Annotated in this window: 18 protein-coding genes; 8 read left to right on the top strand and 10 right to left on the bottom strand. The window is 74.4% G+C overall.

The window, feature by feature from the left end; translation table 11 throughout:
* Positions 1-42: 42 nt before the first annotated feature.
* The 3 genes from FXF50_RS24930 to FXF50_RS24920 are packed head-to-tail and all read right to left on the bottom strand — an operon-like array spanning position 43 to position 3,942.
* Complete coding sequence (locus FXF50_RS24930) at positions 43-1,791, bottom strand: ABC transporter ATP-binding protein (protein ID WP_148431309.1); 1,749 nt, start codon at positions 1,789-1,791, stop codon at positions 43-45.
* Between the two features lie 29 nt (positions 1,792-1,820).
* Positions 1,821-2,909 (bottom strand): zinc-binding alcohol dehydrogenase, encoded by a 1,089-nt coding sequence (locus FXF50_RS24925; protein WP_148431307.1) that lies wholly within the window; start codon positions 2,907-2,909, stop codon positions 1,821-1,823.
* Positions 2,902-3,942, bottom strand: coding sequence for a Gfo/Idh/MocA family protein (locus FXF50_RS24920; protein WP_148431305.1), 1,041 nt, complete (start codon positions 3,940-3,942; stop codon positions 2,902-2,904). Before FXF50_RS24920 ends, FXF50_RS24925 begins: the two co-directional genes overlap by 8 nt.
* A 215-nt stretch (positions 3,943-4,157) precedes the next feature.
* Here FXF50_RS24920 and FXF50_RS24915 point away from each other — a divergent pair, with 215 nt between their 5' ends.
* The 5 genes from FXF50_RS24915 (at position 4,158) to ctaD (ending at position 9,820) form a co-directional block, all read left to right on the top strand.
* Positions 4,158-5,171: a glucosyl-3-phosphoglycerate synthase gene (locus FXF50_RS24915; RefSeq protein WP_148431302.1), complete on the top strand. Its 1,014-nt coding sequence runs from the start codon at positions 4,158-4,160 to the stop codon at positions 5,169-5,171.
* A gap of 22 nt (positions 5,172-5,193) precedes the next feature.
* Positions 5,194-6,348 carry a glycosyltransferase gene (locus FXF50_RS24910; RefSeq protein WP_148431300.1) on the top strand — a complete coding sequence of 385 codons (1,155 nt, stop codon included), beginning with the start codon at positions 5,194-5,196 and terminating at the stop codon, positions 6,346-6,348.
* Between the two features lie 107 nt (positions 6,349-6,455).
* Complete coding sequence (locus FXF50_RS24905; protein WP_148431299.1) at positions 6,456-6,920, top strand: DUF4383 domain-containing protein; 465 nt, start codon at positions 6,456-6,458, stop codon at positions 6,918-6,920.
* An 80-nt stretch (positions 6,921-7,000) separates the two neighbouring features.
* Positions 7,001-7,732, top strand: a complete 732-nt coding sequence (locus tag FXF50_RS24900) for an ATP-binding protein (RefSeq protein ID WP_148431297.1) — start codon at positions 7,001-7,003, stop codon at positions 7,730-7,732.
* Between the two features lie 87 nt (positions 7,733-7,819).
* Complete coding sequence (gene ctaD, locus FXF50_RS24895) at positions 7,820-9,820, top strand: cytochrome c oxidase subunit I (RefSeq protein WP_148431295.1); 2,001 nt, start codon at positions 7,820-7,822, stop codon at positions 9,818-9,820.
* A 119-nt stretch (positions 9,821-9,939) separates the two neighbouring features.
* On the opposite strand, the gene FXF50_RS24890 is transcribed toward ctaD, so the two are convergent.
* From FXF50_RS24890 to FXF50_RS24875, 4 genes are all read right to left on the bottom strand, one after another.
* Positions 9,940-11,073: a SigB/SigF/SigG family RNA polymerase sigma factor gene (locus tag FXF50_RS24890; RefSeq protein ID WP_148431294.1), complete on the bottom strand. Its 1,134-nt coding sequence runs from the start codon at positions 11,071-11,073 to the stop codon at positions 9,940-9,942.
* A 242-nt stretch (positions 11,074-11,315) separates the two neighbouring features.
* Positions 11,316-12,725, bottom strand: a complete 1,410-nt coding sequence (locus FXF50_RS24885) for a hypothetical protein (protein ID WP_370464151.1) — start codon at positions 12,723-12,725, stop codon at positions 11,316-11,318.
* 248 nt (positions 12,726-12,973) lie between these two features.
* Complete coding sequence (locus tag FXF50_RS24880) at positions 12,974-14,734, bottom strand: thiamine pyrophosphate-binding protein (RefSeq protein WP_148431293.1); 1,761 nt, start codon at positions 14,732-14,734, stop codon at positions 12,974-12,976.
* Entirely contained in the window at positions 14,727-15,854 is a 1,128-nt protein-coding gene (locus FXF50_RS24875; RefSeq protein ID WP_148431291.1) for a Vms1/Ankzf1 family peptidyl-tRNA hydrolase, read from the bottom strand. The genes FXF50_RS24880 and FXF50_RS24875 overlap by 8 nt, the downstream gene beginning before the upstream one ends.
* Before the next feature lie 143 nt (positions 15,855-15,997).
* On the opposite strand from FXF50_RS24875, the gene FXF50_RS24870 reads away from it, so the two are divergent.
* Positions 15,998-16,546, top strand: coding sequence for a hypothetical protein (locus FXF50_RS24870; protein ID WP_187399814.1), 549 nt, complete (start codon positions 15,998-16,000; stop codon positions 16,544-16,546).
* A gap of 37 nt (positions 16,547-16,583) precedes the next feature.
* Positions 16,584-17,444, top strand: coding sequence for an alpha/beta fold hydrolase (locus FXF50_RS24865; protein ID WP_148431290.1), 861 nt, complete (start codon positions 16,584-16,586; stop codon positions 17,442-17,444).
* A gap of 10 nt (positions 17,445-17,454) precedes the next feature.
* On the opposite strand, the gene FXF50_RS24860 is transcribed toward FXF50_RS24865, so the two are convergent.
* Positions 17,455-17,793: a DUF3817 domain-containing protein gene (locus FXF50_RS24860; protein WP_148431289.1), complete on the bottom strand. Its 339-nt coding sequence runs from the start codon at positions 17,791-17,793 to the stop codon at positions 17,455-17,457.
* 164 nt (positions 17,794-17,957) lie between these two features.
* Here FXF50_RS24860 and FXF50_RS24855 point away from each other — a divergent pair, with 164 nt between their 5' ends.
* Positions 17,958-19,436: a glutamate--cysteine ligase gene (locus tag FXF50_RS24855; protein WP_148431287.1), complete on the top strand. Its 1,479-nt coding sequence runs from the start codon at positions 17,958-17,960 to the stop codon at positions 19,434-19,436.
* A gap of 10 nt (positions 19,437-19,446) precedes the next feature.
* Here FXF50_RS24855 and FXF50_RS24850 read toward each other — a convergent pair whose 3' ends face one another.
* Together FXF50_RS24850 and FXF50_RS24845 are read right to left on the bottom strand one after the other, a co-directional pair.
* Positions 19,447-20,688 (bottom strand): RNA polymerase sigma factor, encoded by a 1,242-nt coding sequence (locus tag FXF50_RS24850; protein WP_148431286.1) that lies wholly within the window; start codon positions 20,686-20,688, stop codon positions 19,447-19,449.
* Positions 20,688-21,017 (bottom strand): YciI family protein, encoded by a 330-nt coding sequence (locus FXF50_RS24845; RefSeq protein ID WP_148431285.1) that lies wholly within the window; start codon positions 21,015-21,017, stop codon positions 20,688-20,690. The genes FXF50_RS24850 and FXF50_RS24845 overlap by 1 nt, the downstream gene beginning before the upstream one ends.
* Positions 21,018-21,035: the final 18 nt, after the last annotated feature.

The following is a 21,035-nucleotide window of genomic DNA, read 5'->3' as shown; positions in this document are numbered from 1 at the left end:
CCGGATTGTGCCGTGTTTCCGCAGGTCAGGGCGTTTTCCTGATCATCCGACGAGGAGCTGGTGGGTGGCCAGCTCGCGGTAGAGCGGGCTCGTCGAGGTCAGCTCGTCGTGGGTGCCGGCGGCGACCACCCGGCCGCCGTCCAGCACCACGATCTGGTCGGCGTCCACCACGGTGGAGAGGCGGTGCGCCACGATCAACAGGGTGCGGCGCACCGCGACGGCGTCGATGGCCCGGCGCAGCGCGGCCTCGTTGCGGGCGTCGAGATTGCTGGTCGGCTCGTCGAGCAGCAGCACCGGGGGCCCGGCCAGCAGCGCCCGGGCGATGGCCAGCCGCTGCCGCTCCCCGCCGGAGAGCAGCACGCCGCCCTCCCCGACCTGCACGTCCAGCCCGTCGGCCGTCCGCTCGGCCAGGTGCCCGAGGTTGACCTCGTCGAGCACGGCGCGCAGCCGGTCGTCGGTGGCCTCCGGCGCGGTGATCAGCAGGTTGTCCCGGAGCGTGCCGGCGAGCACCGGCGCCTCCTGCTCGACGTAGCCGAGCCGGGCCCGCAGCACGTCCCGGGGCAGGTCGCGCACATCCACCCCGTCCAGGCGCAGCGCACCCCCGGTCACCTCGTAGAAGCGCTCGACCAGGGCGAGCAGGGTGGACTTGCCGGCGCCCGACGGGCCGACCAGGGCCGTGCGGGTGCCGGCCGGCACCGTGAAGCTCACCTCGTGCAGGACCGGCGGGCCGCCCGGATAGCCGAAGCCGACCCGGTCGAACTCCACGGCCGCCGGCCCGGTCGGGACGGGCCGGGCGGTCACCGCGGCCGGCCGGTCGTCCGCCCCCTCCCCCGGCACGGCGAGGATCTCCTCGATCCGGGCCAGCGCGCCGAGCCCGCTCTGAAGCTGGGTGTACGCGTGCACCGCCTGCCCCAGCGGCAGCACCAGGAAGAACAGGAACATCACGAAGGCCACCAGGTCGCCCACGCTGATCGCCCCGGCCGCCACCCGGGCCCCGCCCACGGCCAGCACCAGCAGGAACGCGCCCTGGACGGTGACCGTGCCGGCCGGACCGACGACGGCCTGCGCCCGGGCCACCCGCAGCCCGGCCGCGTACGCCTCGGTCGCGCTGGCCGCCACGGTTGCCGTCTCCCGCCGCTCGGCGCGGCTGGCCCGGATGGTCCGGGCCGCTGAGATGGCCCGCTCCACGGCCGAGGTCATCTCGCCGACCCGTTCCTGGGCCTGGCGGGCCAGCCCGCGCACCCGCCGGGCGACGGTGAGGGCGAAGCCGACGCCGACCGCGACGGCGGCCAGGGTCACCCCGAACAGCAGCGGATCCAGCAGCAGCATGGCGGTGCCGGCGCCGAGCACCATGACCGCCCCCGTGACGGTCTCGAAGAGACCGGAGGTGACCACCGCCCGCAGCAGCGTGGTGTCGGCGCCGACCCGGGACAGCAGGTCACCGGTGCGGCGCCGGTCGTACTCGGCGATGGGCAGCCGCAGCACGTGACCGGCCAGCCGCCGACGGGTGCCCAGCACGAGGCCCTCGGCGGTGCGCTGGAGCAGGTAGTCGCGGAGCCCGCCGAGCAGCGCGCCGACCACCACGAGCGCCACCAGGGCGACGACCAGCCCGGCGGCCGGGCGACCGGCGGTGATCCGGTCCAGCACCCCCCGGGTGAGCAGGGGCTGGGCCAGCGCCGCCCCGGCGCCGGTGAACGACAGCGCGCCCACCGCGACGAGGGTGCCGCGGTGGGCGCGCAGGTACGGCAGCAGGGCGGCGAGTCCGGGCGGGCTCCCGGCTTCGGTGGTCATGGCAGCACGGTAACCGGGCCGGCCCAGGCTCAGCCGGTGAGCACCACCTGGAGCTCGGAGCGGCGCCGCTCGGCCAGGTCGGTGAGCAGCGCCGGCGCCTCCTCCAGCGGCACCACCGCGGAGACGAGGTGCTTGCGGATCAGGTCGCCGTACTGGCGGAGCAGCTCGATGGTCTCGGCGGAGAGCCGCTCCCGGTCCCAGGTCGGGGCCAGCCCGCGCGGCACCCGGCCGATCTGGGCGCAGCGCAGCGACAGCCCGTTGTGGTGGAACTCCTCGCCGAGCCGGACCGCGTCCGCGCCGGCCTGGTAGAACGCCAGGTCGATCACGGTGCCCTGCGGGCGCAGCAGGCGCAGCGCGAGCTGGAGCGCCCAGTCCTGGCCCCGGCACTGGAAGACCACGTCCGCGCCCCGGTCGCCGGCGGCGTGGTTCCAGCGGGTCTTCAGCACCACGGCCGGGTCGTCCGCGTCCGGGTCGAGGGTCTCCAGGCCGAGCGCCTCGGCCACCTCGCGCCGGGCGGGCGTCGGGTCGAGGACCACCACGGAGGCGGCACCGTGCCGCCGCGCGAACAGCGCGGTGAGCAGCGCGACCACCCCGCTGCCGACCACCGCCACCCGCCGGCCGCGCACCCCGTCGCCGAGCGAGCGGACGTCGGTGCCGCACAGGTCGGCGGCGGCGTGCAGCAGGCCGTTGGCGCAGATCGGGCCCATGTGCGCGACGTAGACGCCGAGCAGCGGGTCGAGGTCGTCGGGCAGCGGCACGAACCGCTCGGCCACCGGGTCGGCGACGTAGCCGCTGCGGTGGCCGTACGTCATGGCGCCGACCGTGCCCACGGCGACGGCCGGAGTGCGGCTCTCCACCACCCGGCCGACCTGCATGTAGCCGAGCCGGGTCACCGGGTACGGCGTGCTCCCCTCCCCCGGCTGGAACAGCCCGAGGCCGGCGTCCCAGGTGACGTTCAGGTAGGGGTTGGTGCCCTTGACGTAGCTCAGCTCGGTGCCCGCGGACACCCCGCTGTAGAGGGTCTCCACCCGGAAGGTGCCATCCCTCAGCTCGGCCGCGTCCTGCTCGACCAGCTCGACCCGGCCCGGTCCGCTGACCACCACCACCCGGTCACGCATCGACGGTCACCCCCGTCTGCTCGGCCGGCGCCGCGTCGGCGACCGCGGCGGTGAGCCGCGCGGCCGGCCCGGTGGGCAGCGCCACGGCCCGCCCGGTACGCGCCGACTCGGCCACCGCGAGGGCCAGCCGCTGGGTGCGCAGGGCCTCGGCGTACGGGACCCGCACGTCGTCGCCGATCCCCCGGACCGCGTCGACGAAGGCCCGGTCGACGGCCACCCGGGCGCCGTCCGGGTCGGCGGGAAGGTGCCGCTCGCCGTCGGCGTCGCAGATGGTCAGGCCGTCCTCGGCCAGCGACAGGGCCAGCCCGTCGGCGAGGATCTCCACGCCGGCCCGGTGCTTCCAGCCCAGCACGCAGGCCGCCGCCAGGGTGCCGACCGCGCCGGAGGCGAAGCGCAGGGTGGCCGCGGTGACCGAGTCGATGTCCGCGCCCTCCACGGGCGGCGGGGTGCCGTCGCCGTACGCGGTCACCTCGGTCGCCTCGCCGACCAGCAGCCGGACCAGGTCCAGGACGTGCGCCGCCTGCTCGACGACCGGGCCACCGGAGCGGTCCCGGCGGGCCCACCAGGCGACCGGTGGCACCTTGTCCAGCCAGGCCCCGTTGACCATCCGCACCGGACGGTCGGCGAGCAGCTGCCGGGCCTCCTCCACCACGTGCAGGTAGCGCCAGTGGTGGCCGACCCCGGTGAGCAGGCCGCGCCGCTCGACCAGCGCGGCGACCCGCTCCGCCGTCTCCAGGTCCACGGCGACCGGTTTCTCCACGAACATCGGCACCCCGGCGTCGATCACCGCCTCCTCGACGGGGCCGTGCGCGAACGGCGGCACGCAGACGTAGACGGCGTCCGGGCCGGCCGCGAGCAGCTCGTCCACGTCGCGGAAGGTCCGGGCGCCGTGCGCGCCGGCGAGCGCCTCCGCCGCGTCCGGGGCGACGTCGGTCACCCCGATCAGTTCCACGTCGTCAAAGCCCGTCAACACGCGGGCGTGGCGTTGCGCCACCCCGCCGGCTCCGACCAGTCCCACCCGGCACGCGCGCATGTTCTCGACCCTCTCACCGCTCCGACAGACTCCGGAGAGCACTCCCCGGGTGGCCCCGTGGTCAAACGCGGTCGGACGCGCAATCAAACGTTCACCGCGCGGGAACCGACCGGTACGGAGGCCGTGATCAAGCTGTTAGGCATGATCCGGTTAGCACGGGCGGTGGAATGGGAAACCAGAAGCCCGTGGTTCCGCCACAACCTGGGGGTGTGCCCGTGCGGGATACAGATTCGATCGTCTCACCTGTGGTGGAGGCCTGGGCGACATACCGCACCACGTCCGCCGACGACTGGCCGGCGCGACGCCTGCTGCGGGCCAAGGGCGCGAGCCGGGTCAGTGTGGTGCTGCCGGCGCGCAACGAGGAGGGGACCGTCGGGGCGATCGTGTCGACGATCCGCGAGCACCTCATGGACCGGGTGTCGCTGGTGGACGAGCTCATCGTGGTGGACTCCCGGTCCACCGACCGGACCGCGCAGGTGGCCCGGGGGGCGGGCGCCGAGGTGGTCAGCCAGGACGCCATGACGCGCGGGCTGCCGCGGCTCACCGGCAAGGGTGACGCGCTCTGGGCCGGGCTGGCCGCGGCCGAGGGCGACGTGGTCGCGTTCGTCGACGCCGACCTGCGGGACTTCCGGCCGCACTTCGTCACCGGGCTGCTCGGGCCGCTGCTCACCGACCCGTCGGTCGACTTCGTGAAGGGCTTCTACCACCGGCCGCTGGTCCGGGCCACCGACGTGGAGGCCGACGGCGGGGGCCGGGTGACGGAGCTGATGGCCCGCCCGCTGCTCAACCTGTTCTGGCCCGAGCTGGCCGGCTTCGTGCAGCCGCTCGCCGGCGAGTACGCCGGCCGCCGGGAGGTGCTGGAGCGGGTGCCCTTCGTCTCCGGCTACGGCGTGGAGACCGCCATGCTCATCGACCTGCTGGAGCTGGTCGGGCTGGACGCGCTGGCCCAGGTGGACCTGGGTGAGCGCAAGCACCGCCACCAGGACACCGCGGCGCTGGGCCGGATGTCCGCGCAGATCCTGCTGACCGCCTGGTCCCGATTGCAGCGGCGCGGCTGGGCGGCGCCGGGCGTGGCGCCGACCGCCCTGCTGACCCAGTTCCAGCGGGGCGGCTCGGAGGCGCTGCCCAACCTGGACCGCGAGATCGTCGTCAGCGACGTCTCGATCGAGGAGCGGCCGCCGCTGGCGCAGCTGCGCCACCGGGTGCCGCGGCGACGGGTCGCGGCGTGAACGAGGGAAGGGACACCGCACGATGAGTCTCACCGTCCTGATGAACGCGGGTCCCTGGTTGTCGGTGCCGCCGCCCGGCTACGGCGGGATCGAGAACGTGGTCGCCACCCTGGTGCCGGAGCTGCGCAAACTCGGCGTGCGGGTGGTGCTCGCCTCGGTCGAGAGCAGCACGCTGCCGGTCGACGAGAAGATCTCGGTCTTCCCGGACGGGCAGTTCCAGGCGCTGCAGCGGCCCTACAACCAGGTCTGCGGGGTGTCCCAGGCGCACCTGAACGGGGTGGTCCGGGCGCTGCACGGCCGCGACGACATCGACCTGGTGCACGACCACGTGGAGGCGGTCGGGCTGGCCACCATGGCCGCGATGGGCCCGGACGCCCCGCCCGCGCTGCACACCCTGCACTGGGATCTGGCCAAGCACCCCGAGCTCTACGGCAACCTGGACGGCGGCGACCGGGTGCGGGTCAACGGCGTGTCCGCCTCGCAGCTCGCCCGGGCGCCACGCGCCCTCCAGGAGCACTCGGTGGGCCACGTGCACCTGTCCACCCCGCTCGCCGTCGGTGCGGACCGCCGGCCGGCGGTGGAGAAGGGCGAGCACGTGGTCATCCTGGGCCGGATCAACCCGGGCAAGGGGCAGGACCTGGGCGCCCGGCTGGCCCGCCAGGTCGGCTTCCCGCTGGTGCTGGCCGGCCCGGTCGGCCCGTACCACCGGCCCGAGGATCTGGCCGCGGCGGGCGACGAGGCCCGGCAGAACCCGGACGTGCGGTTTTTCTACGACCACGTGGCCCCGCACGTCGACGGCGACCTGGTGCGCTGGGTCGGCACGGTCGCCGGGCAGGAGCGTGACGACCTGGTGGCCGGGGCGCGGGCCTCGCTGTTCCCGCTGCGCTGGGAGGAGCCCGGCGGCACCGCGGTGGTCGAGTCGCTCGCCCTGGGCACGCCGGTGGTGGCCACCGCCCGCGGTTGCCTGCCGGAGCTGATCGAGCACGGCCGGACCGGGCTGCTCACCACCGACGAGGAGGAGCTGGGCGACCTGGTGCTGGCCGCCGGGCTGCTCGGTGAGGACGAGTGCCGCCGCGAGGCGGCCGCCCGGTTCACCCCCGAGCTGATGGCCCAGCGGTACGTGGACCTGTACGAGCGGGTCCGCCAGCTCGCCGCCCGGCCGTTGCAGCTCGCCTGAGTCGTACCGCGCCCGGCCCGGACCGTCGCGGACGGTCCGGCCGGGCGCGAGTTTGTCGCCGGCGGACCGGGGAAAGCCGCGCGGTCCCTGTCAGCTAGGAGGCCGGCATGACGAACTCGATGGCGCACTCCCGTGGGCGACGCAACCCGGCCGACGGCCGGGCGCCGGTACGCCGGGCCGCGGCGACCCTCGGCGTGATCTTCCTGGTGATCGGCGTGCTGGGCTTCATCCCCGGCATCACGACCCACTACTCCGACCTGAAGTTCGCCGGGCACGACTCCGACGCGAAGCTGCTCGGGCTGTTCCAGGTCTCGGTGCTGCACAACATCGTGCACCTGCTGTTCGGCGTCGCCGGCCTGCTGCTGGCCCGCACCGTCTCCGGGGCCCGGACGTTCCTCATCGGCGGCGGCGCGATCTACCTCGTGATCTGGCTCTACGGCCTGGTGGTCGACCACAACAGCGGCGCGAACTTCGTCCCCTTCAACGGCGCGGACAACTGGCTGCACTTCCTGCTCGGGGTCGGCATGATCGCCCTCGGGCTGCTCCTGACGCGGGACCGGAACCGCCGCTGAGCGGGGCGGTGTCCGGTTTCACCCGCCCGGGCACGGGTACTTCCCAGGTCTTCCCGACGAGACGGAAACGGGGGCCTGGGATGTCGACCCGGATCAGGTGCGAGGTCCGCGACGAGTCGGCGGTCACGGTCGTACGGCTGGCCGGCGCGCTCGACCTGGCCACCATGCGCTCGGTGCACACGGTGCTGGACCACTGCCTGGCGGCGCAGCCGGACGCCCTCGTGGTCGACCTGGAGAAGCTCGACGTCACGGACCCGCTCGCCCTCTCCGTCTTCGCCGCCGCGGCCCGCCGGGCCGCGGACTGGCCGGCCGTGCCCATGGTGCTGTCGGCCCCGCCGCCGGAGACGGCGGCCTGGCTCGCCGAGACCACGGCCTGCCGGGTGGTGCCGGTCCGCCGCGACTGCGCGGAGGCGACGGCGCTGGCCGGAGCGGTGGCGGCCCCGCGGCTGCGGGCCCGGCTGGAGCCGGTGGCCGGGGCCTGCCGGCGGGCCCGCGAGCTGGTCACCGACGCGTGCGCCCGGTGGAACATCCCGGAACTGGCCGGCCCGGCCTCGTTGGTCCTCAGCGAGTTGGTCGGCAACGTCGTCCGGCACGCCGGCACCCCGATGCAGGTGACGTTGACCCTGCGCCGGCCGTACCTGCGGGTGGCCGTGATGGACGGCAGCCCGGACGACCCGCGGGCGGCGACCGATCGGGACCTGCGCGCCGAGGGGGGCCGTGGGCTCATGCTGGTCCGCGAGCTGACCCAGCGCTGGGGCAGCAGCCCGGCGGGCACGGGCAAGGTGGTCTGGGCCATGCTACCGGCGAACTGACCGAATTCTCCGGTCTCGCCTGGTTTGATGGGCAGAGGTTCGGGTACGCGTGCCCGTCCTGTCTGTCGTCACACGGGGTGAGAAGCCATGCCTGAGCGGGTAGTCACGGAGCCACGAGACCGGGGGCCGGCCGTCCTCGCGCCGGCCCACTTCGGCGGCTATCCCGGCCCGGTGCGGGAGGCGGTCAAGGGCGACACGCTCTGGCGGCTGCTGCGCACCACCGACGCGAAGCTCATCGGCCTGCTCTACCTGGTCACGTCCTTCGCGTGGTTCGTCGTCGGCGGGTTCATGGCGATGCTCATGCGGGCGGAGCTGGGCCAGCCGGGGATGCAGATCCTCTCCCCCGAGCAGTACAACCAGCTGTTCACCATGCACGGCACGATCATGCTGCTGCTGTTCGCGACGCCGATGGTGTTCGGCTTCGGCAACTACATCGTGCCGTTGCAGATCGGCGCGCCGGACGTGGCGTTCCCCCGGCTCAACGCCTTCGCCTACTGGCTCTACCTCTTCGGGGGCCTGATCGCCGGGGCCGGGTTCTTCACCCCGCAGGGCGCGGCGGACTTCGGCTGGACGGCGTACACCCCCCTCAGCACCGCGCAGCACAGCCCGGGCGTCGGCGGGAACATGTGGGTGGTCGGCCTGGCGCTCTCCGGCCTCGGCACCATCCTCGGCGCCGTCAACCTGATCACCACCATCATCACCCTGCGCGCGCCCGGCATGACGCTGTTCCGAATGCCGATCTTCACCTGGAACCTGCTGCTCACCAGCGTCCTGGTGATCCTGGTCTTCCCGCTGCTGGCCGCCGCGCTGTTCGCGCTCGCCTCGGACCGGATCCTGCACTCGCACGTCTACGACCCGACCACCGCCGGGCCGATGCTCTGGCAGCACCTCTTCTGGTTCTTCGGCCATCCCGAGGTCTACATCATCGCGCTGCCGTTCTTCGGCATCATCACCGAGATCATCCCGGTCTTCTCCCGCAAGCCGATCTTCGGCTACACCGGTCTGGTGCTCGCCACCATCGCGATCACCATCCTGTCGATGACCGTCTGGGCGCACCACATGTTCGCCACCGGCCAGGTGCTGCTGCCGTTCTTCAGCATCCTCAGCTACCTGATCGCGGTGCCGACGGGCGTGAAGTTCTTCAACTGGATCGGCACGATGTGGAAGGGCCAGATCACCTTCGAGACGCCGATGCTCTTCGCCGTCGGCTTCCTCGTCACGTTCCTGCTCGGCGGGCTGACCGGCGTCCTGCTGGCCAGCCCGCCGGCCGACTTCCACCTGCACGACACGTACTTCGTGGTGGCGCACTTCCACTACGTGCTCTTCGGCACCATCGTCTTCGCCGCGTTCGGGGGGCTCTACTTCTGGTTCCCCAAGATGACCGGGCGGCTGCTCGACGAGCGCCTGGGCAAGATGCACTTCTGGACCATGTTCATCGGGTTCCACGCCACCTTCCTCGTGCAGCACTGGCTCGGCGCCGAGGGCATGCCCCGCCGGTACGCCGACTACCTGCCCAGCGACGGTTTCACCATTCTCAACGTGATCTCCACCCTCGGTTCCTTCCTGCTCGGCGCGTCCACGCTCTTCGTGATCTACAACATCTGGAAGTCCTGGCGGTACGGCGCCAGAGTCACGGTCGACGACCCGTGGGGCTTCGGCAACTCGCTGGAGTGGGCCACCACCTGCCCGCCGCCGCTGCGCAACTTCGACCGGATGCCGCGGATCCGCTCCGAGCGGCCGGCCTTCGATTTGAAGTACGGCTCGCTCGTCGCCGACCTGGGTCGGGACCTGCCGCAGCGCACCACCAAGCCCCCGCAGCACTTCATGGAGGAGTTGCACCACGAGCGGCACGTCCCCGAGTCGCCGGCCGCCGAGGGCGCGCACGGCGCCCGCGGGGCCGTCGAGTACCAGCCCGCCCCGCAGTCGGGCGCCCGGCCGGTCGACGTGCCGGAGCCGGAGGAGGTGCGCCGGCCCAGCTTCGAGGAGACCGACGAGCCGGAGGAGACGATCCTGGGGGCGCAGCGCGAGGAGCAGCCGAACGACGAGTGGCGGCACCCGCGCGGCCACGGCGACACCCCGGAGCACTGAGCGGAGGACCGCGGGAAGGGCCGGCACCGTCGGGCGCCGGCCCTTCCGTCTCGCGGGTACGCGGGGCGGACACGGCGCCGCGCCGGCCCCGGGAACGGGAGCCGGCGCGGTCGGAGCGGTCAGTCGGCGGCGGGCAGGCCGGCCGCGGTGAGCGAGCGGCGCACCGCGGGCTGCACCCGGGTCAGCCGCAGCGGCACCCCGGTACGCGCGGCGGCGTCCCGGCCGGCCATCAGCGCGGCGATCCCGCCGGCGTCGAAGCCGCCCGCGCCCACCAGGTCGACCACCACCTCGCGGGGCTGCCCCGTGACCGCCTCCAGCATGGCCTTGCGGAGCTGGTCCGCACCGTCCCGGTCGACCTCTCCCCCGACCTCGACGACCACCCGGTCGCCGTTCTGCCGCACCGAGATCCGCGCCTTGGCCGGCTCGGACTCGGCTGCGCCGTTCTGCCAGGGTGGCGGGGCGTCGGCGAGCATCGCCTGGCGCAGCCAGGTCAGCGCCCGGGACAGCAACCGGGACACGTGCATCTGTGAGATGCCGAACCGGGCCGCGATCTCCGCCTGGGTCTGGTTGCCGTAGAAGCGCATGGCGAGGATCCGCCGCTCGCGCCAGGGCAGCCGGTGCAGCAGACCGCTGACCGTGACCCGGTCGTCGACCGACTCCAGGGCGTTGTCCGACTCGCCGACGAGGTCGCCGAACTCGGCGGAGCTCTCCCCGCCGACGGGCGCGTTGAGCGAGGCCGGGCTGTAGCCGGCGGCCGACTCCAGCGCGGCGAGGATCTCCTCCTCCGGCGTCTCCAGCCGCTCGGCCAGCTCGGCCACCGTGGGCGCCCGAGACAGCTCGCTGGTCAGCGCCGCGGTCGCCTGCCCGACCTCCAGGATCAGGTCGCGCAGCCGGCGCGGCACGTGCACGCCCCAGGTGCGGTCCCGGAAGTGCCGTTTGATCTCGCCCACGATGGTGATGGCCGCGTACGCGGTGAACGAGCCCCGCTCGGGGTCATAACGGTCGACGGCGTTCACCAGGCCGAGGCGGGCCACCTGCTCCAGATCCTCCAGCGGTTCCCCGCGGCCCCGGTAACGGCGGGCCAGCCGACCGGCGAAGGGCAGCGCGAAGCGGACCAGGTCGTCCCTCGCCTCCTGCCGCCGCTCCGGTGGCAGGCCGGCGATCCGTGCCGCGTACGCGAGCGCCGCCGCGTCGAGGTCCTCCAGGCCCCGCTCGGTGGGTGGTGGTGTGGTTGTGGTGGTCTGTCCGAACATCCGCGCCTCCCTCAGGAAGGTCCCCCGCCCGGATCGGAACCGGTCGTGCGCGTGGTCGGGCCACGCACCGGGCCGGAAGTTGGGTTACGTGACGGAACGCCGGAAGCGGCGGCCGCCCGCCGCACGGCGTCGTGGGCCGTTCCGCGGCGAGCGGTGTTCCCGCTCCGTAGGTACTCAATCACGGACCGCAGGATCGCGAGGATGTTTCGCCAGGTTGGCCGGCGACCCGCCGGCCGCCCGCGTCAGGAGACCAGCAGCCCCTGGTGGGCGCCCGCCTCGCGCAGCGCGGCGAGGGCCTCGGCCATCCCCAGGGGCGGCGGCACGGGCAGGTCGTAGGGCTGGTTGCGCAACACCTCCGTGGCACGGCGGGTGGCGACGGCGGCGACCGGGTAGCCGCGCGCCGAGCCACGGTCCAGGGCGCGACGGCGGCGGCCGAACCCGGCCACCGCGAGCCACTGCGGCAGCCCCGCGACGGCCGGCGAGCGGACCCCGGGCGGCTCGGGCAGCACGTCCACCGAGCTGAACGGCTCGCTGCCGGCGAGCCACCACTCGACCCCCTGCACCCGCCGGCGGGTCGCGTTCTCGCACCAGTAGGGCACCAGCCCGGCCCGGACCACCTGCCAGGGGTCGAGCAGCCGTCCGCACTCGACCACCAGGCGGTCGCCGGTCTTGCCGGCCCGGCGCAGCCAGCGCCGGTACAGGTCGGCGGTCGCCGCGCTCAGCGCGTCCGGCTGCGGGACGACGATCCGGTGCAGCGGGTGCCCGTGCCGGCCGCCCCACTCCCGGGCGTCGTGTTCGAAACCGGACTCCACGCCGTTCTCGGCGAAGGCCGCCGGTGAGGTGACGTCCGGGGGCGCCCACCGCGCCCCGTCACCGCCGGTCGAGCGGAGCACCTGGCGCAGCGCGTGCGCGTCCGGGTGGAAGTCGACCGGGTCCAGCCCGCTGGCCGGGGAGCCGACCTGGAAGCTGTGCCCGGTCCCGTCGTCGCGCACGGGCCAGGTGCGCGCGTCGTGCAGCAGCAGCACCGGCGCCCCGGGCTCCAGCCCCTCGACCAGGAACCGGGCGTACGCCGCGGGCAGCGCCCGCCAGCGCAGCGCGAGGCTCACCAGGGCGCCCGCCGACGCGCCCCGGCTGGCCGGGCAGTGGACCTGCCGGACGTGCACGCGGGCGTTGCCGGCGAGGAGCCGGCCGGCGAGCGCCGCCCCGTGGTCGAGCGCGGCGTCGGGGCGGTCCACCGCGCCCCGGTTCCAGTGGGCGGCCACCTCGAACCCGGCGGGCAGCCAGGGCACCCCGAGCGCCACCGCCAGGTGGGCCGCCGCGCCGTGCGGCGAGCCGAACACCGCTCCGGGCCAGCGCCGGGCCGGGTACTGGCCGACGAACCACCCGGCAACCCGTTCGAGGTCCACCTCGGCGACCTCGGCGGGGGTGAGCGCGGCCCGGCCGGCGGCCCGCGCCGCGGCGGCGCGGCGGACCGGCTCCGGGGCCCCGGTGAAGCGGGACAGCGGGCCCGGGTGGCCGAGGTCGCCGCAGTCGTCGCCGCGCAGCGCCCGGGCCGTCACGGCGACCAGGAGGCGCGCGGCGCTGCCCGGCGCCACCACCCGTTCGCCGTCCAGCGCACCGTCGGCCGACTGCCCCACGGGCACCTTCCGCACCGACCCCACCTTGCCTCGTTCGCTCACCACGCGGCCCGGCTTCCCGTCCCTCTGGGGTCTAAACGGGGCATCCCCCCACGGGTCGGGTCAATCACCGGACGGGCGGCGGCACCGCGCGCGGCACGCACGAAAGCCGTTCCGCCGTCCCCCGCCCAGCGGCAGGCAGACGCGTCGATCATGAAGTTAGCGCCCTGGAACACGCTTTCCAGAGGCGCCAACTTCATGATCGACGGGGGCGTGCGGTGCGGCTAGACCAGGTCCTCCGCCTCCACGGCCGTTCCCGTGTGCAGGACCCGCTCGCGTACCCGGCGGGCCGCGTCGCCGTTCGCGAACAGGCCGCGCAGGTCGGCCAGGGCCGGCTCGGGCGGATCCAGCGGGACCGCCGGGTCGACCACGGCCTCCAGCACGCTGGGCCGGTCCGCGGCGAGCACCTCGTCCCAGGCGGGACCGACCAGGTCGGGGCGGTCCACGCGTACGCCGTGCAGGCCGAGCAGCCGGGCCCAGCCGGCGTACGGCACGTCGGGCCGCCGGTCGGCGAACGCGCCGGGCGGGCGACCGACGCCCATCCCGGACTGGTCGCGGTTGTTCAGCACCAGCACCACCAGCCGGGGGTCCTGCCACTCCTGCCAGTGGTGCGCCACGGTGATCAGCTCGGCCAGCCCGTTGAGCTGCATGGCCCCGTCGCCGAGCAACGCGATCACCGGCTCGTCCGGCCGGGCCAGCTTCGCGGCCACCGCGTACGGCAGACCGCACCCCATCGAGCCGAGCGTGCCGCAGAGCTGGGCCCGGACGCCCGGCGGCAGTTCCAGGTGCCGGGCGTACCAGTAGATGACCGAGCCGACGTCCACCGCGACTGAGCCGCGGCGCGGGACCCGCGTCGAGAGTTCCTGCAGCACGAGCTGCGGGTTGATCGGCTCGGCGGGGGCGGCGGCGCGCTCGGCGGCGGTCTCCCGCCACCGGTCCACCGAACCCTCCACCACGCCCCGCCACTGGGCGTTGGGCCGGGCCGGCACGCGGGCCAGCAGCGCGCGCAGCGTCTCCGCGGCATCGCCCACCAGAGGCACGTCGACCGGGTACCGGGTGCCGATGCGCCGGCCGTCGATGTCGATCTGGACGGTGCGGACCTGGCCCGGCATGGGGAACCAGTCGGTCCACGGGTCGTTGGTGCCGACCATGAGCAGGGTGTCGCAGCCACCCATGAGCTGCGCGGCGGCCGTGGTGCCGACCTCGCCGAGCACGCCGGTGTGGAAGGGCAGGCGCTCGTCGAGCACCGGCTTGCCCAGGAGCGAGGTGGCCACGCCCGCGCCGAGCCGGTCGGCGAGCGCCACGATCTCCTCGGCCGCGCCGTGTGCGCCCTGGCCGACCAGGATCGCCACCCGCTGGCCGGCGCCGAGCAGCGCGGCGGCGGCGTCCAGGTCGACGTCGTGCGGCAGCACCCGGGCCAGCGGCTCGCCCGGGGTCGCCGACATCACGCCGGCGACCTGCGGCATCAGGTCGGGAACGGCGGCCACCTGCAACGCGTACGGCAGCACCACGCAGGTCGGGCTGCGGGTCGCCGCCGCGGTGCGGAACGCCTGGTCCAGCAGGCCCGGCACCTGGTCGGGCGTGCGGCCGTAGCGGACGAACTGGTTGCAGACGTCGCCGAAGAGCCGGCCCAGCCCGATCTCCTCGTGCGCCCCGCCGAGCGGCCCGCTGATGTCCTCGCCGACGATGGCCACCACCGGTTTGCTGTCCAGCTTGGCGTCGTACAGGCCGTTGAGCAGGTGCACCGCGCTGGGGCCCTGGGTGGCCAGGCACACCCCGATCCCGCCGGTGAACTTGGCGTGCCCGGTGGCCATGAACGAGGCGGTCTCCTCGTGCCGGGCGGGGATGAACTCCGGATCCCCGCCCGCCGCGTCGAGCGCGTCGACCAGTGGCGCGATCGCCGCCCCCGGGTAACCGAAGGCCCGGGGCACCCGCCAGGCCCGCAACCGTTCGACGACCAGGTCCGCCACGGTGCGGTCAGTCATTGCCCCGCCCGGGCGTGCTGGCGTCGACGTAGCGCAGCACGGCGCCGACACCGTCGGTGAGCTCCGGCGCCTCCTCCGGCGCGAGCACGGTCAGCTCGGCGTCGGTGCCGATGAGCGCGCGCAGCAGCGCGGCGTCGGCGCGTACCTTCTGCGGGTCGGCCACGGACATGTCCGCCAGCTGCCGCGGGTCGGTGGCGATCTCGGTGGGCTCCGGCCCGACCCACAGCTCGCCGTCGGCGGACGGGTCGTCGACGATCAGCATGGTGTCGACCTGGTTGCGTTGCAGGGCAGAGACCACCGCGTCCAACCCGGCGCCGACGTCCTCCTGCACGCCGAAGCGGTCCAGCGCGGTGGCGATCCGTTGGTCGGCGACCTCGGCGATGGTCTGCACGGTGATGTCGTCCATCAGCATCTCGTCGGCGCCGACGTACTCGCGGGAGCCGGCGTCGGTGCGGACCAGCACGTCCTGCCAGCGCTCCGGCAGCTGGGCGGCGATCATCCCGGTGGCCCGGATGTCCCCGGCGACCAGCACCACGTCCGCGCCGACCCGGTCGGCCAGTTCGGCGGTGGCCGCGGCGGCGTCGCCGGCGTTGTGGTGCCACGCCTCCATGGCGGCCCGCTGGTAGCGGGACTGCGACCAGCCGCCCGGCTGCACCCGGCGCAACTGGTGGCTCTCCCGCCCCTTGATCGTGGCCCGGCGTGGCACCCCGCCGGCGCTGACCGCGACGGCGTCCGCGCCGGTCCGGTCGGCCAGCACCCGCACCCAGGCGATCTGCTCGCCGCGCTGGGCGACCAGCGGCATGGTGTGCGGCAGCGCGGACCAGCTCGCCAGGTCGCGCAACGGTGGCGCGGAGAGGTACTCGGTGAGCACCACCCGTCCCCGGTTGGCGAAGACCGCGATGCCATAGTCCCCGGGCATCGGGGTGTGCCGGCGGACCACCTCCTCGACCGCCTCGACGGTCGCCTGGTCGGCGCCCTGCCCGATCAGGTCGCCCTTGAGCGCGCGCCAGCGCAGGTCGACCTGCGGACGCGCGTCGTGGGTGTCCCGGGAGGCGTCCATGTACACCGAGCACCAGGGCCCGGGACGGTCGTAGAGCGGGCGCAGGAAGGACAGCTGCATGCTCGACCCCTTTCCAGCTCGGCCGCACGCATACCCGCGCGACCCCGGATGTCACCTTGCGGGCGCCGGCCGCGTGACCGGCGTTCATTCACGTCGTTCAACCCGGAGGATCGATACGATCAGTGAACGCGACGGAACTCTCGGTGGTGAAGATGGACACGGAGCTGCACATTCGCCGCAGCGTCCACCCGACGGAACGGATCCTCACCGGGCGGCTGGTCCGCCTCCTGGAGGGCTATGCCCGCGAGGTGCGGGTGGGGCAGCCGGTGCTGGTCGCGGTGCTGACCGCCGCGGGTGTGGTGGGACTCCTGCTCCGGGTGGTGCGCGCGTTGCTCAGCAGCGGCGGCGGGGGCGCCCGGCGCAGCTTCAAGGAGCTGAAACAGGGGCCCGAGTTCCTGGTCACGCCGGTGCGGGTGCGCGACGCCGCCGACCGGCTCGTGGAGGTGGAGCTGCACGGTCACCTGCCGCAGAGCGCCCTGCACCCCGGTGACCACGTGCAACTCACCCTGCGCCCGCAGCGCGACGCCGACCTGCCGCCCCGGATCGAGCGGATCGTCAACCTGACGACCGGCCAGCTGCTGACCCCGCGTACCGCGACGCTCTGGTCGCACCTGGGGCCGGCGCTGCTGCTCCAGGCGGTGCTCGGCGTGCTGCTGCTCGCGGGCGTCGCCGCCTGCTCGGCGCTCGGCTGAGGTTTCCGCCTCCGCCGCCCGGGGCACCGGCTCGGTCATGTTCCCCGGATTCACCCTGTCGGAGATCGATCTCGGCCCGGTCCGGCTGCGGGTCCGGCACGGCGGCTCCGGGCCGCCGGTGGTGCTGCTGCACGGGCATCCGCGTACCCACGCCACCTGGCACCGGGTCGCGCCGCTGCTCGCCGCGCGGCACACCGTGATCTGCCCGGACCTGCGCGGCTACGGCGGTTCGTCCAAGCCGCCGAGCGACCCGGCGCACACGGTCTACTCGAAGCGGGCCATGGCCGGCGACGTGGTGGCGCTGCTCGACGCGCTGGGCCATCCCCGGGCGGCGGTCGTCGGCCACGACCGGGGCTCGTACGTGGCCATGCGCACGGCGCTGGACCACCCGGACCGGGTGACCCGGCTCGGCGTCCTGGACGGGGTGCCGATCGGCGAGGCCCTGACCCGCTGCGACGCCCGGTTCGCGGCCCGCTGGTGGCACTGGTTCTTCCTGGGCCAGCTCGCCAAGCCGGCCGAGCGGGTGATCAACGCCGACCCGGACGCCTGGTACGGCGGCTCGCCGGAGGCGATGGGCGCGGAGGCGTACGCCGACTACCGCCGGGCCATCCACGACCCGGCCACGGTGCACGCCATGTGCGAGGACTACCGGGCCGGTCTCGGCCCGGACCGGGCGGCGGACGACGCGGACCGGGCCGCCGGCCGGCGGATCGGCTGCCCGGTGCTGTTCGCCTGGTCCGAGCGGGACGACATGGTCGACCTGTACGGCGACCCGGCGGCGATCTGGCGGGACTGGGCCGACGACGTGCGGGCGGCCTCGATCCCCTCCGGCCACCACATGGCCGAGGAGGCCCCGGCGGAACTGGCCGCCCTGCTCGGGGACTTCCTGGCCGGGTGAGCCGCGGCGGTCAGCCGACCGGCGTGAGGGGACGGTCGGTGGCGGCCGGGGCGGCGAGGAGGCCCCGGCGGCGGGCCCACCGTTCGAAGAGCACCGTGGCGAACGGCGGCACGGCGCACGCGAGCGCGATCGCGGTGTGCCACAGCGACCAGCGCCGTTGCCGGGCCACCACGAGCACGAGCAGCCCGTACGCCACGAACAGCGCGCCGTGGACGGGGCCGAAGACGTGCACGCCGATCTCGTTGCGCGGCGGCCCGTACTTGACGGCCATGCCGGCCAGCAGGGCGGCCCAGGAGCAGGCTTCGGCGATCGCCGCCGCCACGAACAGCCGGATGGTCGTCTCGCGCATCCGGCCATGCTAGCCACCCGGGCCCGCGGGACCGGCCGGGGAAACCGGCGAGGCGACAGGGATCACCGGCGGGACGGCTGGGTAGTAATCGATCCCCCGGGTCTTTCCCCGCGACACCGGGGCGTGCGAGGTTAGGGGGGACCAACGGTGACAGGGTGGTGACCATGGGCGAGGACGTCGGCGCGCGCACCTTCAGCCGGGAGGACCGGGCCCGCTACCGCGACAAGGTGCGGCGCTGCCTGGACGTGTTCGCCGAGATGCTGCGCGAGTCCCGCTTCGACGTGGAGCGGCCGATGACCGGGCTGGAGATCGAGCTCAACCTGGTCGACGACGAGTCCCAGCCGGCCATGCGCAACGCGGACGTGCTGGAGGCGATCGCCGATCCGAGCTTCCAGACCGAGCTGGGCCAGTTCAACGTGGAGATCAACGTCGCGCCGCGCCGGCTCACCGGCACCGGCACGGCGCAGTTCGAGGAACACGTCCGGGCCAGCCTCAACGCCGCGGAGGAGAAGGCCCGCGGGGTCGGCGCGCACATGGTGATGATCGGCATCCTGCCCACCCTGCGCCCGGAGCACCTGACGGCCGAGACCCTGTCGGCCAACCCCCGCTACGCCCTGCTCAACGAGCAGATCTTCGCCGCGCGCGGCGAGGACCTGCGGATCTCGATCAGCGGAGTGGAGCGGCTGGCCACCACGGCGGACACCATCACCCCCGAGGCCGCCTGCACCAGCACCCAGTTCCACCTCCAGGTCAGCCCGGCGCAGTTCGCCGACTACTGGAACGCCGCCCAGGCGATCGCCGGCGTCCAGGTCGCCCTGGGCGCCAACTCGCCGCTGCTCTTCGGCCGGGAGCTGTGGCGGGAGACCCGCGTGCCGCTGTTCCAGCAGGCCACCGACACCCGCGCCGAGGAGATCAAGGCCCAGGGGGTACGCCCCCGGGTCTGGTTCGGGGAACGCTGGATCACCAGCGTGTTCGACCTGTTCGAGGAGAACGTGCGCTACTTCCCGGCGCTGCTGCCGGTCTGCGACCCGGAGGACCCGGCGGAGACCCTGGCCGCCGGCGGCGTGCCGAAGCTCGCCGAGCTGCGGCTGCACAACGGCACCGTCTACCGGTGGAACCGCCCGGTCTACGACGTGCTGAAGGGGCGCCCGCACCTGCGGGTGGAGAACCGGGTGCTGCCCGCCGGGCCGACCGTGCTGGACACCGTCGTCAACGGCGCCTTCTACTTCGGCCTGGTCCGCGCCCTCGCCGAGTCCGACCGGCCGCTCTGGTCGCAGATGTCGTTCAGCGCGGCCGAGGAGAACTTCACCAACTGCGCCCGACACGGCATCGACGCCCAGGTGTTCTGGCCCGGGCTCGGCTACCTGCCGGTGACCGAACTGGTGCTGCGCCGGCTGCTGCCGCTGGCCCACCACGGGCTGGACCGGTGGGGCCTCGACCCGGCCGAGCGGGACCGGCTGCTCGGCATCGTCGAGCAGCGCTGCCTGACCGGCCGCAACGGCGCGACCTGGCAGGTGGAGACGCTGCACCGGCTGGAGTCCGCCGACCACCTGGACCGGCCGGAGGCGCTGCGCGAGGTGGTCCGCCACTACGTCGACCTCATGCACAGCAACCGCCCGGTCCACGAGTGGCCGCTGCCCTGACCGTTCCGGGTCACAGCGGAGTCGAGCGCGGCGCACGGCCGGCCAGCTGGTCGCGGCGACGGATGAGGTACGCCGTCTCGGCGGTGTTGCCGGCCAGCCCGATCGCCCGGTCGTACGCCGCCCGCGACTCCGCGCTCCGGCCGAGCCGGCGCAGCAGGGCGGCGCGGGCGGCGTGGAAGGCGTGGTAGCCCTCCAGCGGCAGGCCGTCCACCTCCGCCAGGGCGACCTCCGGGCCGTCGAGCTCGGCGACCGCGATCGCCCGGTTGAGCCGCACGATCGGCGAGGGGTCGAGGCGCACCAGCCGGTCGTAGAGCGCGACGACCTGCGACCAGTCGGTGTCCCGGGCGTCGCGGGCGTCGGTGTGGACGGCGTTGATCGCGGCGAGGATCTGGTACCGCCCCGGGGCCTGGCCGGAGGCGAGGCGCGCGCGGACCAGGGCGTGGCCCTCGGCGATCAGCTCGCGGTCCCAGGCGCCGCGGTCCTGCTCGTCCAGGGTCACGAGCTCGCCGCTCGCGGACACCCGCGCCGCCCGGCGGGCCTCGGTCAGGAGCATCAGCGCCAGGAGGCCGGCCACCTCGCCGTCGGCCGGCATGAGGGCCCGGACCAGCCGGGTCAGCCGGATGGCCTCGGCGGTCAGGTCGCCGCGGACCGCCTCCGTGCCGGGGCCGGAGGCCAGGTAGCCCTCGTTGAAGATCAGGTAGAGAACGGCCAGCACCCCGCTGAGCCGGGCCGGGAGGTCCTCCCGGAACGGCACGCCGAAGGGGATCCTGGCCGCCTTTATCTTCGCCTTCGCGCGGGTGATCCGCCGGCCCATGGCGCTCTCCTGGACCAGAAACGCGCGGGCGATCTCGGGCACGGTGAGCCCGCCGACCAACCGGAGCGTCAGCGCGATCCGTACCTCCATGGCGAGAGCGGGGTGGCAGCAGGTGAAGACGAGGCGGAGCCGGTCGTCGTCGATGGCGCCGAGCGGCTCGGGGATGTCGGACAGCATCAGCGCCTCCCGGTGCTTCTCCTCGCGCCGGACCTCCCGCCGGAGCCGGTCGACGGCCTTGCGGTGGGCGGTGGTGGTGAGCCAGCCGCCGGGACTCGGCGGGACGCCGTCGACGGGCCAGCGCTCGACGGCGGTCGCGAACGCCTCGGCGGCCATGTCCTCGGCGATGTCGAGGTCGCCGAAGCGCCGGGCCAGGGCCGCGACCACCCGGGCCCACTCCTCGCGGTGGACCCGGGTGATCACCTCGTCGACGTCGGTCATCAGCCCAGGAACGGCCGGAGCTCGACCCTCCGGTTGCAGTGCTTCGACCCTGAGGCGGCGAGCCGGAGCGCCACGTCGAGGTGGGGGGCCTCGATGATCCAGAAGCCGATGACGTGCTCCTTCGACTCCACGTAGGGCCCGTCGGTGAACACCGGCTCCCCGTCCCGGCCGTCCACCACGGTGGACGAGGCGGGCGACGCGAGGCCGCCGGCGAAGACCCAGTGGCCGTCGGCCCGGAGCCGCTCGTTGAAGACGTCGATCGCGGCCATCTCCGCGTCGGTGGCGAGGTCGGCCGTGTCGGTGAGCACGGACATCAGGTACTGCGCCATGGGGGATCATCTCCTGTC

This window comes from Micromonospora sp. AP08 (assembly GCF_008085935.1).
GTDB classification, from domain to species: Bacteria; Actinomycetota; Actinomycetes; order Mycobacteriales; family Micromonosporaceae; genus Micromonospora; species Micromonospora chersina.
This window is presented reverse-complemented; position numbering and strand designations above follow the sequence as displayed.